The 15,629-nt window shown below is 59.7% G+C and carries 17 protein-coding genes and 1 pseudogene; 8 read left to right on the top strand and 10 right to left on the bottom strand.

The window, feature by feature from the left end:
- The first annotated feature begins 53 nt into the window (after nt 1–53).
- From cysZ to ASD70_RS28195, 3 genes are all read left to right on the top strand, one after another.
- Nucleotides 54–818 carry a sulfate transporter CysZ gene (cysZ, locus tag ASD70_RS06360; RefSeq protein ID WP_046069490.1) on the top strand — a complete coding sequence of 255 codons (765 nt, stop codon included), beginning with the start codon at nt 54–56 and terminating at the stop codon, nt 816–818.
- Nucleotides 819–872: 54 nt separating this feature from the next.
- Nucleotides 873–2,051 (top strand): glycosyltransferase family 4 protein, encoded by a 1,179-nt coding sequence (locus tag ASD70_RS06355; protein WP_046069491.1) that lies wholly within the window; start codon nt 873–875, stop codon nt 2,049–2,051.
- Between the two features lie 154 nt (nt 2,052–2,205).
- On the top strand, nt 2,206–2,385 hold the full coding sequence (locus tag ASD70_RS28195) for a hypothetical protein (protein ID WP_080944663.1): 180 nt from the start codon (nt 2,206–2,208) through the stop codon (nt 2,383–2,385).
- Nucleotides 2,386–2,433: 48 nt separating this feature from the next.
- Here ASD70_RS28195 and ASD70_RS06350 read toward each other — a convergent pair whose 3' ends face one another.
- The 7 genes from ASD70_RS06350 to rplU form a co-directional block, all read right to left on the bottom strand.
- Nucleotides 2,434–3,537, bottom strand: coding sequence for an NADH:flavin oxidoreductase (locus tag ASD70_RS06350; protein WP_046069492.1), 1,104 nt, complete (start codon nt 3,535–3,537; stop codon nt 2,434–2,436).
- 220 nt (nt 3,538–3,757) lie between these two features.
- Nucleotides 3,758–4,240: a glutathione peroxidase gene (locus tag ASD70_RS06345; RefSeq protein WP_046069493.1), complete on the bottom strand. Its 483-nt coding sequence runs from the start codon at nt 4,238–4,240 to the stop codon at nt 3,758–3,760.
- A gap of 101 nt (nt 4,241–4,341) precedes the next feature.
- A complete protein-coding gene (locus ASD70_RS06340; RefSeq protein ID WP_043046770.1) occupies nt 4,342–4,806 on the bottom strand; it encodes a CreA family protein in 465 nt (154 codons plus the stop codon).
- Between the two features lie 15 nt (nt 4,807–4,821).
- A complete protein-coding gene (gene proB, locus ASD70_RS06335) occupies nt 4,822–5,940 on the bottom strand; it encodes a glutamate 5-kinase (RefSeq protein WP_043046769.1) in 1,119 nt (372 codons plus the stop codon).
- A gap of 109 nt (nt 5,941–6,049) precedes the next feature.
- Nucleotides 6,050–7,273 (bottom strand): Obg family GTPase CgtA, encoded by a 1,224-nt coding sequence (gene cgtA, locus ASD70_RS06330; RefSeq protein WP_005791308.1) that lies wholly within the window; start codon nt 7,271–7,273, stop codon nt 6,050–6,052.
- A gap of 194 nt (nt 7,274–7,467) precedes the next feature.
- The gene (gene rpmA, locus ASD70_RS06325; RefSeq protein ID WP_003176049.1) at nt 7,468–7,725 is read right to left on the bottom strand and encodes a 50S ribosomal protein L27; all 258 of its coding nucleotides are present in this window, start codon (nt 7,723–7,725) and stop codon (nt 7,468–7,470) included.
- A 34-nt stretch (nt 7,726–7,759) separates the two neighbouring features.
- Entirely contained in the window at nt 7,760–8,074 is a 315-nt protein-coding gene (rplU, locus tag ASD70_RS06320; protein WP_003176051.1) for a 50S ribosomal protein L21, read from the bottom strand.
- A 239-nt stretch (nt 8,075–8,313) separates the two neighbouring features.
- On the opposite strand from rplU, the gene ASD70_RS06315 reads away from it, so the two are divergent.
- From ASD70_RS06315 to ASD70_RS06305, 3 genes are all read left to right on the top strand, one after another.
- Complete coding sequence (locus ASD70_RS06315) at nt 8,314–9,282, top strand: polyprenyl synthetase family protein (RefSeq protein WP_043046768.1); 969 nt, start codon at nt 8,314–8,316, stop codon at nt 9,280–9,282.
- A 207-nt stretch (nt 9,283–9,489) separates the two neighbouring features.
- Entirely contained in the window at nt 9,490–9,831 is a 342-nt protein-coding gene (locus ASD70_RS06310) for a zinc ribbon domain-containing protein YjdM (RefSeq protein WP_046069494.1), read from the top strand.
- 159 nt (nt 9,832–9,990) lie between these two features.
- Complete coding sequence (locus tag ASD70_RS06305) at nt 9,991–10,248, top strand: PA4570 family protein (RefSeq protein WP_046069495.1); 258 nt, start codon at nt 9,991–9,993, stop codon at nt 10,246–10,248.
- A 63-nt stretch (nt 10,249–10,311) separates the two neighbouring features.
- On the opposite strand, the gene ASD70_RS06300 is transcribed toward ASD70_RS06305, so the two are convergent.
- Nucleotides 10,312–10,929: an FKBP-type peptidyl-prolyl cis-trans isomerase gene (locus ASD70_RS06300; protein WP_003194089.1), complete on the bottom strand. Its 618-nt coding sequence runs from the start codon at nt 10,927–10,929 to the stop codon at nt 10,312–10,314.
- Between the two features lie 84 nt (nt 10,930–11,013).
- Here ASD70_RS06300 and ASD70_RS29920 point away from each other — a divergent pair.
- Together ASD70_RS29920 and ASD70_RS29915 are read left to right on the top strand one after the other, a co-directional pair.
- A pseudogene (locus tag ASD70_RS29920) lies at nt 11,014–12,225 on the top strand (methyl-accepting chemotaxis protein); the annotation flags it as partial.
- A 39-nt stretch (nt 12,226–12,264) separates the two neighbouring features.
- The gene (locus ASD70_RS29915; protein WP_371851119.1) at nt 12,265–13,128 is read left to right on the top strand and encodes a methyl-accepting chemotaxis protein; all 864 of its coding nucleotides are present in this window, start codon (nt 12,265–12,267) and stop codon (nt 13,126–13,128) included.
- Between the two features lie 638 nt (nt 13,129–13,766).
- On the opposite strand, the gene ASD70_RS06290 is transcribed toward ASD70_RS29915, so the two are convergent.
- Together ASD70_RS06290 and ASD70_RS06285 are read right to left on the bottom strand one after the other, a co-directional pair.
- Nucleotides 13,767–14,135 (bottom strand): glyoxalase superfamily protein, encoded by a 369-nt coding sequence (locus ASD70_RS06290; RefSeq protein ID WP_032879523.1) that lies wholly within the window; start codon nt 14,133–14,135, stop codon nt 13,767–13,769.
- 29 nt (nt 14,136–14,164) lie between these two features.
- Nucleotides 14,165–15,628 (bottom strand): N-acyl-D-amino-acid deacylase family protein, encoded by a 1,464-nt coding sequence (locus ASD70_RS06285; RefSeq protein WP_056845959.1) that lies wholly within the window; start codon nt 15,626–15,628, stop codon nt 14,165–14,167.
- Nucleotide 15,629: the final 1 nt, after the last annotated feature.

The following is a 15,629-nucleotide window of genomic DNA, read 5'->3' as shown; positions in this document are numbered from 1 at the left end:
CCTGTGCAAAGCCGGTAAGGTCGGCGCGTTCGTCATCCTGCTCGGAGTTGTCCATGCCTGCCCCTGTTCTTTCTGGCCCGCAATACCTGCGTGAAGGCCTCAAACTGGTGTTGAGCCCCGGCCTGCGCCTGTTTGTATTATTGCCGCTGGGGATCAACCTGGTGCTGTTCGTCGGGTTGATCTATTTTGCCGGCCATCAGTTCAGCCTGTGGGTCGATAGCTTGATACCGACGCTGCCCGGTTGGCTAGGTTTTTTAAATTACCTGTTGTGGCCGTTGTTTGTGGTGCTGGTGGTGCTGATGGTGTTTTTTACCTTCACCATGCTTGCCAATATCATCGCGGCGCCATTCAACGGCTTCCTCGCCGAGAAAGTCGAGGTGGTGGTACGAGGCACCGATGACTTCCCGCCTTTCAGCTGGGGTGAGCTGATCGCCATGGTTCCACGTACCCTGGCCCGGGAAATGCGCAAGCTGGGGTACTTCCTGCCACGGGCTATCGGCCTCTTTATCCTGTCGTTCATTCCGGTGGTCAACCTGATCGCGGCGCCGCTATGGTTGCTGTTTGGCGTGTGGATGATGGCGATCCAATACATCGACTACCCGGCCGACAACCACAAGCTGGGCTGGAACGAAATGCTCGCCTGGCTGCGCCAGAAGCGCTGGCAGAGCATGAGCTTCGGCGGCATCGTCTACCTGGTGCTGCTGGTGCCGGTGGTCAATCTGCTGATGATGCCGGCTGCGGTCGCCGGGGCGACGTTGTTCTGGGTGCGCGAGCAAGGCGCCGAGGCGATGACGCAGCAAACAGTGGCCAAGTCATAAATCCATCATCGCGCTGACACAATGACGACATGGCCCACGGCGACACTGTGGGTCATGACGACAGCCTCGCTTCACATAACCCTGATCACCGAAACCTTCCCGCCGGAAATCAACGGGGTGGCTAATACCCTTGGCCGTCTGTGCGAGGGTTTGCGCTTGCGTGGCCATCAGGTCGAACTGGTACGCCCTCGCCAGGGTGCCGACCAGAGCCGGTCGAGTGACGACCAATTGCTGCTGTGTCGCGGCTGGCCATTGCCGGGCTACCCAGGACTGCAATGGGGCCAATCGTCGATGCACAAATTGCTCAGGCGCTGGAGCCGCCAACGTCCGGACGTGCTGTATATCGCCACGGAAGGGCCGCTGGGCTTATCGGCCCTGCGAGCAGCGCGTCGGCTGGGTATCAGCGTCGTCAGCGGTTTTCACACCAACTTCCAGCAGTACTCGAACCAGTATGGCTTGAGCCTGCTCAGTCGCATGGTCACCCATTACCTGCGCTGGTTTCATAACCGTTCGAGCCTGACTCTGGTACCGAGCGCCAGCCAACGGCTGGAACTGGAACGTCGACATTTCGAGCGCCTGGAGATGTTGTCACGGGGCGTCGACAGCCAATTGTTCCATCCGGCCAAACGCGACAATGCGCTGCGCGAAACCTGGGCGTTGAACAATGAGCAAATCGCGGTGCTGCATGTAGGAAGGCTTGCGCAGGAAAAGAACCTGGGCCTGCTGAAACGCTGCTTCGAGACGCTGCAGGACCGTTACCCAATGCGCCAGATGAAACTGATCATCGTCGGTGATGGGCCGCAACGGGCGATGCTGGAAAAGGAACTGCCCGAAGCGATTTTCTGCGGCGCCTTGCGCGGCGAAGAACTGGCGCGGCATTACGCGTCCGGCGATGTGTTCTTGTTCCCCAGCCTGACCGAAACCTTCGGCAACGTGGTACTGGAAGCCATGGCCTCGGGACTGGGCGTGGTGGCCTACGACCAGGCAGCCGCTACCCAGCACATTCGTCACGGCTACAACGGCGTGCTGGCGATGCCAGGGGATGAAGATGCGTTCTGCGATGCCGCCAACTGGCTGCTGGAGGATACGGAGAGTTTACGACGCATGCGCCTGAATGCTCGCCAACATGCCAGCCGCCAAGGCTGGGCAGCGATTATCGAGCAATTCGAGCATCACTTGCGTGGTGTGTGCGGGGAGCGTTTCGCCCTTCCAACACAACCTTACGTACGCTGAGCAACCTGCCATTTACGTGCAAACCGCGATGAGCCTGCTGCAGGCAACTCAAGTTTTGCCTGGTATTTAAAAGGGGAACCCTTGCGCCGCGAAACGCCAACCATTGATACCTGCCGGTCAAGCAGGCCCTTTTAAATAATGGAGATATTTAACAATGCCAATTTATGGAATGGGTGTACGCAATGGCGTCAATATGCCAACCGCGGAATGGACACGCCAGCAACAATGGCTGGATCAATCTCGTGCAGAGCCGCCAACCTATGGTCAGCCCGGGCATAAAGATGCGCTCAAGGCTGATCACCACAAAGAGCTGAATAAGCGTCCAGAGTATTAATCACTAGAGCCGCAAAACTCCCTGTGGTCGACACAGGGAGTCCAGCCCTTATACCAACGTCGTCAACGCCTCACGACTGAAGGGCAAGATGTCGCCCTCGCGCCCTTCGCGCACCTTCACGGCCCAATCCGGGTCGACCAGCAGCGCACGGCCCACCGCCACCAAGTCAAACTCATCATTGTTCAGGCGCTGCAGCAGGTTTTCCAGGCTGGCCGGCTGCGCGACCTTGTCGGTGTTGACCATAAACTGCAGGAACTCGCCATCCAGGCCAACGCTGCCTACGGTGATCGTCGGCTTACCGGTGAGCTGGCGCGTCCAACCGGCCAGGTTGAGTTCGGAGCCTTCGAATTCGGGCTCCCAGAAACGGCGGGTGGAGCAGTGGAAAATATCCACGCCGGCGTCAGACAACGGCTTGAGAAACTCACCCAATGCTTGCGGGGTCTGTACCAGGCGCGCCGTGTAGTCTTGCTGCTTCCATTGGGAGAAACGCAGGATGATCGGAAAATCCGGGCCCACTGCGGCGCGGGTCGCCTGGATCAGCTCGATGGCAAAGCGCGAACGGTTGATCAGGCTGCCACCGTATTCGTCGGTGCGCTGGTTGCTGCCCTCCCAGAAGAACTGGTCCACCAGGTAACCGTGGGCGCCGTGGATTTCCACACCGTCCATGCCGATGGCCTGGGCGTCCTTGGCGGCTTGGGCGAAGGCATTGACCACGTCCTTGATGTCCTGGGCCGTCATGCCATGCACGACCACCTTGCCGTCCTTGAGTTTTTCCATCGGGCCGTAGGCCGGCACACTGGCGTCAGGTTCGGTGCCGATGCGACGCACGCTGCCTACATGCCACAGCTGTGGGACGATCTTGCCGCCTTCGGCATGCACGGCATCCACCACTTTCTTCCAGCCAGCCAGCGCCGCCTCACCATAGAAGTGCGGGACGTTGGGATAGCCGTTGGATGCCGGGTGGCCGACCACCGTGCCTTCGGTGATGATCAGCCCCACACCGGCAGCGGCGCGACGGCGGTAGTACTCGATGACTTTGGAATTGGGTACGCCCCCCGGGGAGAACGAACGGGTCATCGGGGCCATGACCACGCGGGTAGACAGCTGCAATGCACCGAGCTGGAACGGTTTGAACAAGGCTTGGACAGGCATGGCAGCACTCCACCGCAAAAAAATTTATGATGCGGATAATATGGGCAGTGCAGCGTGCCGAATAGCACTATTGATCTGGGTGATTAAGGGGATAAAAGTAGCCGAATACTTGTAGAAGCGAGCTTGCTCGCGAAGAACCCAAGCACACGCGTTAAGTCAGGATAAACGCGTTGCCGTTGGCGATCTTCGCGAGCAAGCTCGCTCCTACAGTGGGTGTGTTTCAGCTCAGGGCTTTTTCGATGGCCTGCACGATTGTCGGGTCGTCCGCAGCGGTACGCGGCGAGAAGCGCGCCAATACCCGGCCGTCTTTACCCAACAGGAACTTCTCGAAGTTCCAAGTGATATCCCCCGGAAACTCTGCACCCTCGCCCGCCAATAGACGGTACAACTGGTGACGGTCAGGACCGTTCACCTCGAGCTTGCTGCCCAGAGGAAAGGTCACGCCGTAGTTCAGGCTGCAGAACTCGCGGATCTCTTCCTCAGAGCCCGGCTCCTGGCCTGCAAACTGGTTGCACGGCAAGCCAAGCACCGAAAACCCCTGGTCTTTGTATTGCTGGTAGAGGTTTTCCAACGCCGCGTATTGCGGGGTCAAACCACATTTAGACGCCACATTGACCACCAGCACAACCTGGCCCTTAAAGGGCGCCAGCGGTAGCTCTTGTCCGTCCAAGGCTTTGAGTTTCAGATCGTGGAAAGCACTCATGACGAACTCCAGATATCCCATGTTCTTTGCATTGCAGCCCTTGGAGCTTACAACCCGCAAGACTGCAATCATAGACGTCGGTGACGAAACACGCTTGCCGGTTACTGAGCGGTCGGCCACGGCAAGATTGGAATCGCCGTCACCGCATTCTGCGGGCTGCCTTCGATCAGACGGTCGCTGTAGACCAGATACACCAGGGTATTGCGCTTCTTGTCGAGAAAACGCACCACCTGCATGGTCTTGAATACAAGGGAGGTGCGCTCCTTGAACACTTCGTCACCGTCCTTGAGCTCGCCCTTGAAGCGGATCGGGCCGACCTGGCGGCAAGCAATCGAGGCTTCGGCGCGGTCTTCGGCCAGGCCCAGGCCGCCTTTGACGCCGCCGGTCTTGGCGCGGGAGAGGTAGCAGGTCACGCCATCGACCTTGGGGTCGTCAAACGCCTCGACCACGATCCGGTCGTTGGGGCCGACAAACTTGAACACTGTCGAGACCTGGGCAATCTCTTCGGCCGAGGCCAGCAGTGGCATGGCGAGCAACAGGCCAAGCAATCCCTTCATTACGCGCATCAGGTATTCCTTCGTTTAAACCAGGATGAGGTTATCGCGGTGCACCAGTTCCGGTTCCGCCATATAGCCCAAGAGTCCGACAATGGCGTCAGACGATTGTCCAATAATCTTCTGCGCTTCAAGGGCGCTGTAGTTGGCCAGGCCACGGGCGATCTCGCGCCCGTCCGGCGCCACGCACACCACCATCTCGCCACGGCGGAAGCTGCCCTGCACCAGTTTGACGCCCACCGGCAGCAGGCTCTTGTTGCCCTGAGACAACGCCGACACCGCACCCGCGTCCAGCACCAGGGTGCCACGGGTTTGCAGGTGCCCGGCCAGCCACTGCTTGCGCGCCGCGAGCATGCCGCGCTCCGGCGACAGCAGCGTACCGATGCGCTCACCGGCCTTGAGACGGTCCAGCACGCGCTCCAGGCGCCCGCCAACGATGATGGTGTGGGCACCGGAACGCGCGGCCAGGCGCGCGGCGCGCAGCTTGGTCTGCATGCCGCCGCGGCCCAGGGCACCACCGACACTGCCGGCGACTGCATCCAGTGCCGGGTCATCGGCGCGGGCTTCGTAGATCAATTGGGCATCGGGGTTGTTGCGCGGGTCGGCGTCGAACATGCCATCGCGATCGGTGAGGATCACCAGCAGGTCGGCTTCCACCAGGTTGGCCACCAGGGCGGCCAGGGTGTCATTGTCGCCGAAGCGGATTTCGTCGGTGACCACCGTATCGTTCTCGTTGATCACCGGGATGACCTTGAGCTCCACCAGAGCGCGCAAAGTGCTGCGGGCGTTGAGGTAGCGCTTGCGGTCGGACAGGTCGTCGTGGGTCAGCAGGATTTGCGCGGTATGGCGGCCGTGCTCGGCAAAGCTGGATTCCCAGGCTTGCACCAGGCCCATCTGGCCGATAGCGGCGGCAGCTTGCAGTTCGTGCATCGCGCTGGGTCGCGCGGTCCAGCCGAGGCGGCTCATTCCGGCAGCAACGGCCCCGGACGAAACCAGCACCAACTCGACGCCTGCTTCATGCAAGGCCACCATCTGCTCGACCCAGACGCCCATGGCTGCGCGATCCAGACCTTTGCCATCCGCCGTCAGCAGCGCACTTCCGATCTTCACGACCCAGCGCTGCGCACCTGTCACTTTGCTCCGCATCATCTTCAACCTTAGAGTGAGGGCCGCGCGACCCAGCGCCGCCCATAACGTTATACCCGGATACCAAAACGCCGCTCCTGGGAGCGGCGTTCAAGTTTATCGCAACGGATCAGTCGCGCACGTAAATGATTTCCGGGCCATCTTCATCATCCACGTCTTCTTCGTCCCAGTCATCGTCGCCGATGTCGTGGACCGACTTCACGCCGCTGCGGCGCAGGGCACGCTGGTCGTCCAGGGCCTGCAACTGGGCACGGGCTTCGTCTTCGATCTGCTGGTCGAGCTCGGCAAGCTCGGCCTTGAATACCGGGTCGGCCGCGAGGCGGTCGGCGCGGTCTTCCAGGTAACGCATGATGTCGCGGGTCAGGCGCTCGGTGCCTTCTTTGGCAATCGCCGAGATCACATAGACCGGACCTTCCCACTCCAGGCGATCAACAATTTCCTTGACGCGTTCTTCGTGCTCTTCCTCGAGGATCTGGTCGCACTTGTTCAGTACCAGCCAGCGATCACGCTCGGCCAGAGCCGGGCTGAACTTGGTCAGCTCGCTGACGATCACTTCGGCGGCGTCCGCAGCACTGGTGTCATCCAACGGCGCCATGTCGACCAGATGCAGCAGCAAACGGGTGCGGGACAAGTGCTTGAGGAAGCGAATCCCCAGGCCTGCGCCATCGGAAGCGCCTTCGATCAGGCCGGGAATATCGGCAACTACGAAGCTCTTCCAACGGTCGACGCTGACCACGCCCAGGTTTGGCACCAGGGTAGTGAACGGGTAGTCGGCGACCTTCGGCTTGGCGGCCGATACCGAGCGGATAAAGGTACTTTTGCCGGCGTTCGGCAGGCCCAGCAGGCCCACGTCGGCGAGTACTTTCATTTCCAGCTTCAGGTCACGCTGCTCGCCCGGCTTGCCCGGCGTGGTCTGGCGCGGCGCACGGTTGGTACTGGACTTGAATCGGGTGTTGCCCAGGCCGTGCCAGCCGCCCTGCACAACCATCAGCTTCTGGCCGGCCTTGGTCAGGTCGCCAATCACTTCCTGGGTCGCGGAGTCGATGATCGTGGTGCCCACCGGTACGCGCAGTACCAGGTCTTCACCTTTTTTACCGGTGCAGTCGGTGCTGCCGCCGTTGGAGCCACGCTCGGCATCGAAATGCCGGGTGTAACGATAGTCGACCAGGGTATTGAGGTTTTCGTCGGCCATCATATAGATGGAACCGCCGTCACCACCGTCGCCGCCGTTAGGGCCACCATTTTCGATGAATTTTTCGCGACGGAAACTCATGCAACCGTTACCGCCGTCGCCTGCTTTTACTCGGATGGAAACTTCATCAACGAACTTCATAACAAAACGCCTCTCGCCGCATGGGCGAGCTTAAGAAACCAAGACATAAGACTCTTGCAAAAATGAGCGCAGCGACCTCAAGCAACGACCGCAAATCCTGCTGCCCTCGCCCATTACAAACAGCTTTGCAAGAGACTCACTCCACAAACGAAAAAGCCCCGTCGCAAGACAGGGCTTTTCCAGCGATCTCGCAATTAAGCTGCGACAACGCTCACGTAACGGCGGTTGAACGCGCCCTTTACTTCGAACTTGATCACGCCTTCGATTTTCGCGAAGAGGGTGTGATCTTTACCCATGCCTACACCGTAACCGGCGTGGAATTGGGTGCCGCGCTGACGCACGATGATGTTGCCCGGAATGATTTTCTGGCCGCCATACATCTTCACGCCAAGGCGTTTGGCTTCTGAGTCGCGACCGTTACGGGTACTACCACCAGCTTTTTTGTGTGCCATGAGTCAATTCTCCTAGTGAGGAATTAGGCTGAAATTAAGCCTGAATACCGGTGATTTTGATCTCGGTGTACCACTGGCGGTGGCCCATACGCTTCATGTGGTGCTTACGACGACGGAACTTGATGATGCGGACTTTATCGTGACGACCTTGGGAGATCACTTCAGCCACAACGGTAGCGCCAGCAACGACTGGAGCGCCGATGTTCACGTCATCGCCATTGGCGACCAACAGAACGCGATCAAAAGTAACGGATTCGCCGGTAGCGATTTCCAGTTTTTCGATCTTCAGGTATTCACCTGGGGCGACCTTGTATTGCTTGCCACCAGTAACAATTACTGCGTACGACATGGTATTTCTCCGATAATCCTGCTCACCCAGCGCTTTATAAGAAGAGGTATTGGCTGGCATGGCTGCATGGGATGGACGTCCCGAATGCAATTGCGTAAGGCAGGTGCTGCCCAGGAAGTTCAGGGTGCGCGATTGTACGCAAGGTAAATGGGTGTTGCAAGGGGCCGTCTATCGCGCCTTGACACCCGGGGGTCAGGGTCCTAGCATGCCGCGCAACCCTTCTGGAGCGACTGTCGCTGATGCAACCCCAAGCTTTCTACCGCGCGGTCGCGGACGATTTTAGCGCCGTCGACGGCATCATCAAGCAGCAGCTGACGTCTAACGTGCCGCTGGTCTCCAAAATTGGCGACTACATTACGTCGGCGGGCGGCAAACGCCTGCGTCCTTTATTAGTGTTGCTGTGTGGCAAGGCCCTGGGCCGCGAAGGCGATGACCTGCGCCTGTTGGCCGCCACCATTGAGTTCCTGCACACCGCCACCCTGCTGCATGATGACGTGGTCGACATGTCCGGCATGCGCCGTGGTCGCGAGACCGCCAATGCCATGTGGGGCAACGCGCCGAGCGTGCTGGTGGGCGACTTCCTGTATTCGCGCTCGTTCGAAATGATGGTCGAGCTGGGCTCGATGCCGGTGATGAAGATCCTTTCACAGGCCACGCGCATCATCGCCGAAGGCGAAGTGTTGCAACTGTCCAAAGTCCGCGACGCCAGCACCACCGAAGAAACCTATATGGAAGTGATTCGCGGCAAAACCGCGATGCTCTTCGAAGCGTCCACCCACAGTGCCGCCGCGCTGTGTGGCGCCACCGCAGAACAGGCAGAAGCCCTGCGCACTTTTGGTGATCACCTGGGCGTGGCGTTCCAACTGGTAGACGACCTGCTCGACTACAAGGGCGACGCCGAGACCCTGGGCAAGAACGTCGGTGACGACCTGGCCGAGGGCAAGCCAACCTTGCCGCTGATCTACACCATGCGCGAAGGCACGCCGGAACAGGCCGCCCTGGTGCGCAAGGCGATCCAGAAAGGTGGGATCGAAGACCTCGAGGCCATCCGCGCTGCCGTGGAAGCGTCCGGTTCCCTGGAGTACACCGCGCAACTGGCGCGTGACTACGTGGCCCGTGCGATCCAGTGCCTGGAAGCCTTGCCGGCCAGTGAATACCGGGATGCATTGGTTGAGCTGAGTGAGTTTGCGGTCGCCCGCACTCACTAAAATCACCAGCAGACGCAGGACAATGTGGGAGGGGACTTGCTCCCGATGGCAATATGTCGGCCAATATATAAGGTGGCTGATACACCGTCATCGGGAGCAAGCCCCCTCCCACGTTTGGAATCCATTGCCAATTCAAGATCCCGCCCGAGCTACAAAACCCTATATAATGTGCGACTTTTAGTCATCCCTGAACCTCAAGGAGCTTTAGTGAGCACGTTGCCACCCTGCCCGAAATGCAATTCCGAATACACCTACGAAGACGGCACCCAACTGGTCTGCCCGGAATGCGCCCATGAGTGGTCCGCCACTGGCGAGGCCGAAGTGGCCGGCGATGAAACCGTGAAGAAAGACTCTGTGGGCAACGTCCTGCAGGACGGCGACACCATCACCGTGATCAAGGACCTCAAGGTCAAGGGCACCTCTCTGGTGGTCAAGGTCGGCACCAAGGTCAAGAACATCCGCCTGTGCGACGGTGACCACGATATCGACTGCAAGATCGACGGTATCGGCCCGATGAAACTCAAGTCCGAATTCGTGCGCAAGGTCTGATCCTGCTGCATCCATCCCGCGCCCGCCGCGGGATGGCGTTTCGCCCTCTCGATTGATCGACAACAATATCCACACAAAAAAAACCGGAAACCGCCAATAGATACTTGCTATTCTACGAATAAGAATTATTCTCATTGAAACCCATCAAGGAGAACGACCATGACTTATTTGATAGACGCCTGGCTGGATCGCCCACACCCTTACCTGCGGATCCTGCATCGGGAAACCGGCGAAGTCTGTGCGGTGCTTGAGGAAGAAGCGCTGAACGAACTGCAGGATCAGGGCGACCTGGACGTCAATGGCCTGAGTTCCAGTGAGCCTGGAGTACTGAAGGAAGTGGTAAGGAATCTGTTTCTGTTCTGCTATGCCCGAGCGTTGCGCCCGGCGGCGGATCTGAATGGCAAGTTCCATCCATGAACAAACTGGCAAATCCCTGTTGGGGCGAACGCGTTCGCCCCAACAGGTAATCAGCAACAGGTCTTACAGAACGTCGAGCAGTTCGACGTCGAATACCAGAACGCTGTGCGGCGGGATGCTGCCAACGCCTTGAGCGCCGTAAGCCAGTTCGCTCGGCACGTACAGACGCCATTTGCTGCCGGCATTCATCAGTTGCAGGGCCTCGGTCCAGCCGGCAATCACGCCGCCAACCGGGAATTCTGCAGGCTGGCCACGCTCGTAGGAGCTGTCGAACACAGTGCCGTCGATCAGGGTGCCGTGGTAGTGGGTACGCACTTGATCTTCACGGGTCGGCTTGGCGCCGGTGCCGGCTGTCAGCACTTCAAATTGCAGACCGGAAGCCAGGGTGGTGATGCCATCGCGCTTGGCGTTTTCAGCCAGGAATGCCAGGCCGGCGCCAGCGGCTGCTTCAGCCTTGGCAGCCGCTTCGGCTTGCATGATTTCGCGGATCACTTTGAAACTGGCAGCCATTTGCTCCTGATCAACACGGCTTGGCTTGCCCGCGAACGCGTCGGTCAGGCCGGCCAGGATCGCGTCCAGGCTCACGCCCGGTGGCGGGTTGTCGCGCAGTTGGTCGCCCAACTGACGGCCGATACCGTAGCTGACGCGGGTTTCGTCGGTGGACAGATTAACTTCGGACATGAAGAGGCTCCGCTATAGGACAACACGGTTTCCCGCGCCGCCCAGAACTAAAAGGGCCCGCAGACTAGCACACAAGGGCGGCCCATGATCAGCCCCCTCCCCCGGCCATCAGAGCGCCAGGTGGTAGGTCAGGTACAGCCGAATGACACCTCTTCGTCGCCCGGCAAGAAAAGTATTTCAGAATTGTCCATTGCCGCCGATACAGCCCTACACATCTTGGCTGGCTCAAACAACAACACACCGTCCAGCAGACAGACATCACTCTTCAAGGAGCTTTCGATGAACAGCTGGTTCGGTAACATCAGCGTCAATCTCAAACTCGGCCTGGGCTTTGGCCTGGTGCTGGTCCTCACCTCGATCCTGGCACTCACCGGCTGGACCAGCCTGGGCGGCCTGATCGACCGTAGTAACTGGATGAGCGACATCACCCAGCTCAACGCCTCGTTGACCAAGCTGCGGATCGTGCGCTTGCAATACATGCTGGCCAACGGCGACGAAGCCGTGGCGCAGAACGTGCAGACCAGCCTCGAGGCCTTCGCCGCCCAGCAACAGAAGCTGCTGGACAGCTTCAAGAGCCCGGAAAACCTCAAGCTGCTCAATGAGCAGAAAGCCGTCATTACCGCTTACCGCCAGTCCCTGAACAAAATGCGCGAGGCCTACCGTAATGGCAACGCTGCGCGCGACGTCATGGGCGCCAAGGCTGACATCGCCAATGCGCAAATCAATGCGCTGGAAACCAGCGTGCAGCAAGCGCCCGATAGCCCGGAGCGCTTCACTCAGTTTTCGGCCGTGACCCAAGCCAAGAATGAGTTCCAGCAAGCTCGCTATGAAGTGCGTGGCTATACCAATAGCCCCAGCGCAGAAACCGAAGCCCGCGCCGCTGCACAAATCGAAAAAGCCGTCGCTGGTTTGAAAACCCTCAGCGCCGCATTCGGTACTGGCCAGCAAACCGCATTGACCGCACTGGAAACCGCGCTCGGCGACTATCGCAGTGCCGTGCAGAGCTACAAGGCCGCCAACGCCAATATCGTCACCGCCCGCGCCGAAATGACCACCCAAGGCGCCGATATCGTGACGATCAGCGATAAGCTGTACGACATCCAACTGGAACGTCGCGACGCTGAAAGCACCCAGGCCCGTAGCCTGCAATTGATCAGCACCTTGCTGGCCCTGCTGGTCGGCGTCATCGCTGCGTGGGTCATCACCCGCCAGATCACGCGCCCGATCCAGGACACCCTGGCCGTGGTGGAGCGCATCGCTTCCGGCGACCTGAGCCACAACATCCAGGTGACCCGTCGTGATGAACTGGGCGTGTTGCAACAAGGCATCCAGCGCATGGGCACGACCCTGCGTGAACTGATCAGCGGCATTCGCGATGGCGTGACTCAGATCGCCAGCGCCGCCGAAGAACTGTCGGCCGTGACCGAACAGACCAGCGCCGGTGTGAACAGCCAGAAGATCGAGACCGATCAGGTCGCCACCGCCATGCATGAAATGACCGCCACCGTGCAGGAGGTCGCGCGCAACGCCGAGCAGGCTTCCCAGGCGGCTTCCGACGCCGACGGCCAGGCCCGTGAAGGCGACAAGGTGGTGGCCGAAGCCATCGCCCAGATCGAACGCCTGGCCGCCGAAGTGGCACGCTCCACCGACGCCATGACGCACCTGCAGCAAGAGAGCAACAAGATCGGCAGCGTGATGGACGTGATCAAGGCAGTGGCCGAACAAACCAACCTGCTGGCCCTCAACGCCGCCATTGAAGCGGCGCGTGCCGGTGAAGCCGGCCGTGGCTTTGCCGTTGTCGCCGACGAAGTGCGTGGCCTGGCCCAGCGCACGCAGAAATCCACCGAAGAAATCGAAGGCCTGGTGGCCGGCTTGCAGAACGGCACCCAGCAAGTAGCCAACGTGATGAACAACAGCCGCAGCCTCACCGACAGCAGTGTCGAACTGACGCGCAAGGCCGGCGTGTCACTGGAAAACATCACCCGTACGGTGTCGAATATCCAGTCGATGAACCAGCAGATTGCCGCGGCCGCCGAGCAGCAGAGCGCCGTAGCGGAAGAGATCAGCCGCAGTATCGTGAATGTGCGGGATGTGTCTGAGCAGACGGCGACGGCCAGTGACGAGACGGCGAAGTCGAGTGTGGAACTGGCACGGCTGGGTAGCCAGTTGCAGCAGATGGTCAGTCATTTCCGGGTGTAGACACCAAAAAGCCGCCTCGATCTAGACCGAGGCGGCTCCACCTCTCAGACCTTAACGGTCATCGAAGCTGTCCCGCAGGAACTTCCATACGTGATACGCACGCAGGCAGTTCACTACGAGGTTCCATGTACGTCGTGCAAACTTAGACATACTCGGCCCTCCGTGAGTTGGGCCTTACCTCCAGCGCACTTACCGGAACATGTGGGCCTTTGGACGCGGGTCAACGCTTCCTGTGAGGCGGCCGGGCTCTGGTTCCTCCCGCATGAAATCCGGCACGGATTACTAGCCCGTGGCGTTCGGTCCATAATTCCGCGCGCATACCCAGCCACCACAAAACGACATACTTGGAACGGGGGTGATACTAACCAATATTCCGATCAAAGGTGTGACGGACGAAGATAAACGAGCTGTCGAAACTAGATCATTTATTGCAATTTTTTACCGCCAAAATTGGCTCTAAATAAGATAGACGAATAAAACCACCGACCCTCGTCAAGCCTTGCGCGATCCAGTAACTCACATTAGTATCAACGCAGTGGGTCAACGCTTCCTGAGAAGCCGCAACCCCAGCCACTAACTGGGTTTGCAAAAAAAAACCGCCCTATCAAGGCGGTTTTTTATTGCCTGCCATTTGCCACTTAGCCCTCGCTGTCCTCGACAAACACCAAGCGATTCCCGAATGGATCCCGGATGCTCATTTCCCGCGATCCCCAAGGCGTTTCCTCGACCCCAGGCTTGGCATAGCGGTAATCCTTGCCGAGCAATTGCTGCTGGTACGCATCCACCCTTTGCGCCTGGATCCGCACCGCCGCGCCCGGCGAAGCATCGCCATGGTGCTCGGACAAATGCAACACGCACTCACCCAGCGACACTTGCAGGTACAACGGGAAATTCGCCTCGAACCGATGCTGCCAATCGACCTTGAACCCCAGGAAGTCGACGTAGAATTCCAACGCTTTGGTCTCGTCGAAAATCCGCAGGATGGGGGTGACTTTTCCTAAGTGCATGGCGACCGCTCCGTGTATGAGAACGCCCACTATAAAGACGAAAAGCCGCCACGCAAATCCCCACTGCGCGCCAGGAATCGCCCTGGCCGCTGGCCGTTGGCCTGCCCCTTGCTGTAGCTCAGTACGCCGTTAACCCACACACCGTCGATCCCTTCCGCTGCACGTTGCGGTGTGTTGAAATCTGCCACATCACGCACCCGCAACGGGTCGAACAACACCAGGTCGGCCCAGTACCCTTCGCGGATTTCGCCACGCTCGGATAAGCCAAAGCGCGCTGCCGACAGACCAGTCATCTTGTGCACCGCCGTGTGCAACGGGAACAAGCCGACATCGCGGCTGAAGTGCCCCAGCACCCGTGGAAATGCGCCCCACAAGCGCGGGTGGGGGAACGGGTCTTCGGGCAAACCATCGGAGCCCACCATCGACAACGGATGGGCGAGGATGCGCCGCACATCTTCTTCGTCCATCCCGTAGTACACCGCTCCCGCCGGTTGCAGGCGACGGGCAGCGTCCATTAGCGAAACGCCCCACTCGGCAGCGATAGCCTGCAGATCCCGCCCACCCATTTCGGGGTGCGGCGTCGACCAGGTGATGGTGATGCGAAACGCGTCGGTCACCTGCTTGAGGTCCAGGGTCGAGGAGCTGGCAGCATAGGGATAGCAATCACAGCCTACCGGATGGTCTTTCGCCGCGGCTTCCAGGGACGCCAACAACTGCGGGCTACGCCCCCAGTTACCGGCACCGGCGCATTTAAGATGGGAAATAATCACCGGCACCTTGGCATGGCGGCCGATCAGAAACGCCTCGTTCATCGCCTCCAGTACCGGCTCGAATTCGCTGCGCAAGTGGGTGGTGTACACCGCGCCGTAGGCCGTCAACTCTTCGGTGAGCTGCAACACTTCATCGGTCTCGGCATTGAACGCGCTGGCGTAGGCCAGGCCTGTGGATAAGCCCAGGGCGCCAGCTTCCAGGCTCTCTTGCAGTTGTATACGCATCGCCGTGATTTCACCGGGCGTGGCAGTGCGGTGCAGGTCATCCATATGATTGCTGCGCAACGCCGTGTGGCCGATCAACGCGGCGACGTTTACCGCCGGATGGGCGCCCTCCACGGCGTTGCGATAGTCGCTGAACCGCGGATAGCAGAACGCCTCACGGCCGCCCAGCAAGTTCATCGGGTCTGGCGGGGCACCGCGTAAACTCACCGGCGAGGCACTGATGCCACAGTTGCCGACAATCACCGTGGTCACGCCCTGGCTGAGCTTGGGCAGCATCTGCGGCTGTCGGATCACCACGGTGTCATCGTGGGTGTGCACGTCGACAAAACCCGGTGCCAATACGCGACCATGGGCCTCGATAACATGCTCGGCCTCGGCTGTGGACAAGTCGCCAATAGCCTTGATACGCCCTTGATGCAATCCCACATCGGCGAGATAGCCCGGGGTGTTGCTGCCATCGATGATCAGCGCCTGGCGTATCAGCGTGTCGTACTTCATA

The organism is Pseudomonas sp. Root569 (assembly GCF_001427465.1).
GTDB classification, from domain to species: Bacteria; Pseudomonadota; Gammaproteobacteria; order Pseudomonadales; family Pseudomonadaceae; genus Aquipseudomonas; species Aquipseudomonas synxantha.
Note: the sequence above shows the minus strand (reverse complement) of the source record. Positions and strands in the feature narration are given on the sequence as shown.

Bases quoted from the DNA above. Each gene is read 5' to 3' on its own strand.
- cgtA (WP_005791308.1), bottom strand. From the start codon at position 7,273: ATGAAGTTCGTTGATGAAGTTTCCATCCGAGTAAAAGCAGGCGACGGC.
- ASD70_RS06300 (WP_003194089.1), bottom strand. From the start codon at position 10,929: ATGTCCGAAGTTAATCTGTCCACCGACGAAACCCGCGTCAGCTACGGT.
- ASD70_RS06305 (WP_046069495.1), top strand. From the start codon at position 9,991: ATGACTTATTTGATAGACGCCTGGCTGGATCGCCCACACCCTTACCTG.
- ASD70_RS06290 (WP_032879523.1), bottom strand. From the start codon at position 14,135: ATGCACTTAGGAAAAGTCACCCCCATCCTGCGGATTTTCGACGAGACC.
- ASD70_RS06355 (WP_046069491.1), top strand. From the start codon at position 873: ATGACGACAGCCTCGCTTCACATAACCCTGATCACCGAAACCTTCCCG.
- ASD70_RS06340 (WP_043046770.1), bottom strand. From the start codon at position 4,806: ATGCGCGTAATGAAGGGATTGCTTGGCCTGTTGCTCGCCATGCCACTG.
- rpmA (WP_003176049.1), bottom strand. From the start codon at position 7,725: ATGGCACACAAAAAAGCTGGTGGTAGTACCCGTAACGGTCGCGACTCA.
- proB (WP_043046769.1), bottom strand. From the start codon at position 5,940: ATGCGGAGCAAAGTGACAGGTGCGCAGCGCTGGGTCGTGAAGATCGGA.
- ASD70_RS06315 (WP_043046768.1), top strand. From the start codon at position 8,314: ATGCAACCCCAAGCTTTCTACCGCGCGGTCGCGGACGATTTTAGCGCC.
- rplU (WP_003176051.1), bottom strand. From the start codon at position 8,074: ATGTCGTACGCAGTAATTGTTACTGGTGGCAAGCAATACAAGGTCGCC.
- ASD70_RS06345 (WP_046069493.1), bottom strand. From the start codon at position 4,240: ATGAGTGCTTTCCACGATCTGAAACTCAAAGCCTTGGACGGACAAGAG.
- ASD70_RS28195 (WP_080944663.1), top strand. From the start codon at position 2,206: ATGCCAATTTATGGAATGGGTGTACGCAATGGCGTCAATATGCCAACC.
- ASD70_RS29915 (WP_371851119.1), top strand. From the start codon at position 12,265: ATGGGCACGACCCTGCGTGAACTGATCAGCGGCATTCGCGATGGCGTG.
- cysZ (WP_046069490.1), top strand. From the start codon at position 54: ATGCCTGCCCCTGTTCTTTCTGGCCCGCAATACCTGCGTGAAGGCCTC.
- ASD70_RS06350 (WP_046069492.1), bottom strand. From the start codon at position 3,537: ATGCCTGTCCAAGCCTTGTTCAAACCGTTCCAGCTCGGTGCATTGCAG.
- ASD70_RS06285 (WP_056845959.1), bottom strand. From the start codon at position 15,628: ATGAAGTACGACACGCTGATACGCCAGGCGCTGATCATCGATGGCAGC.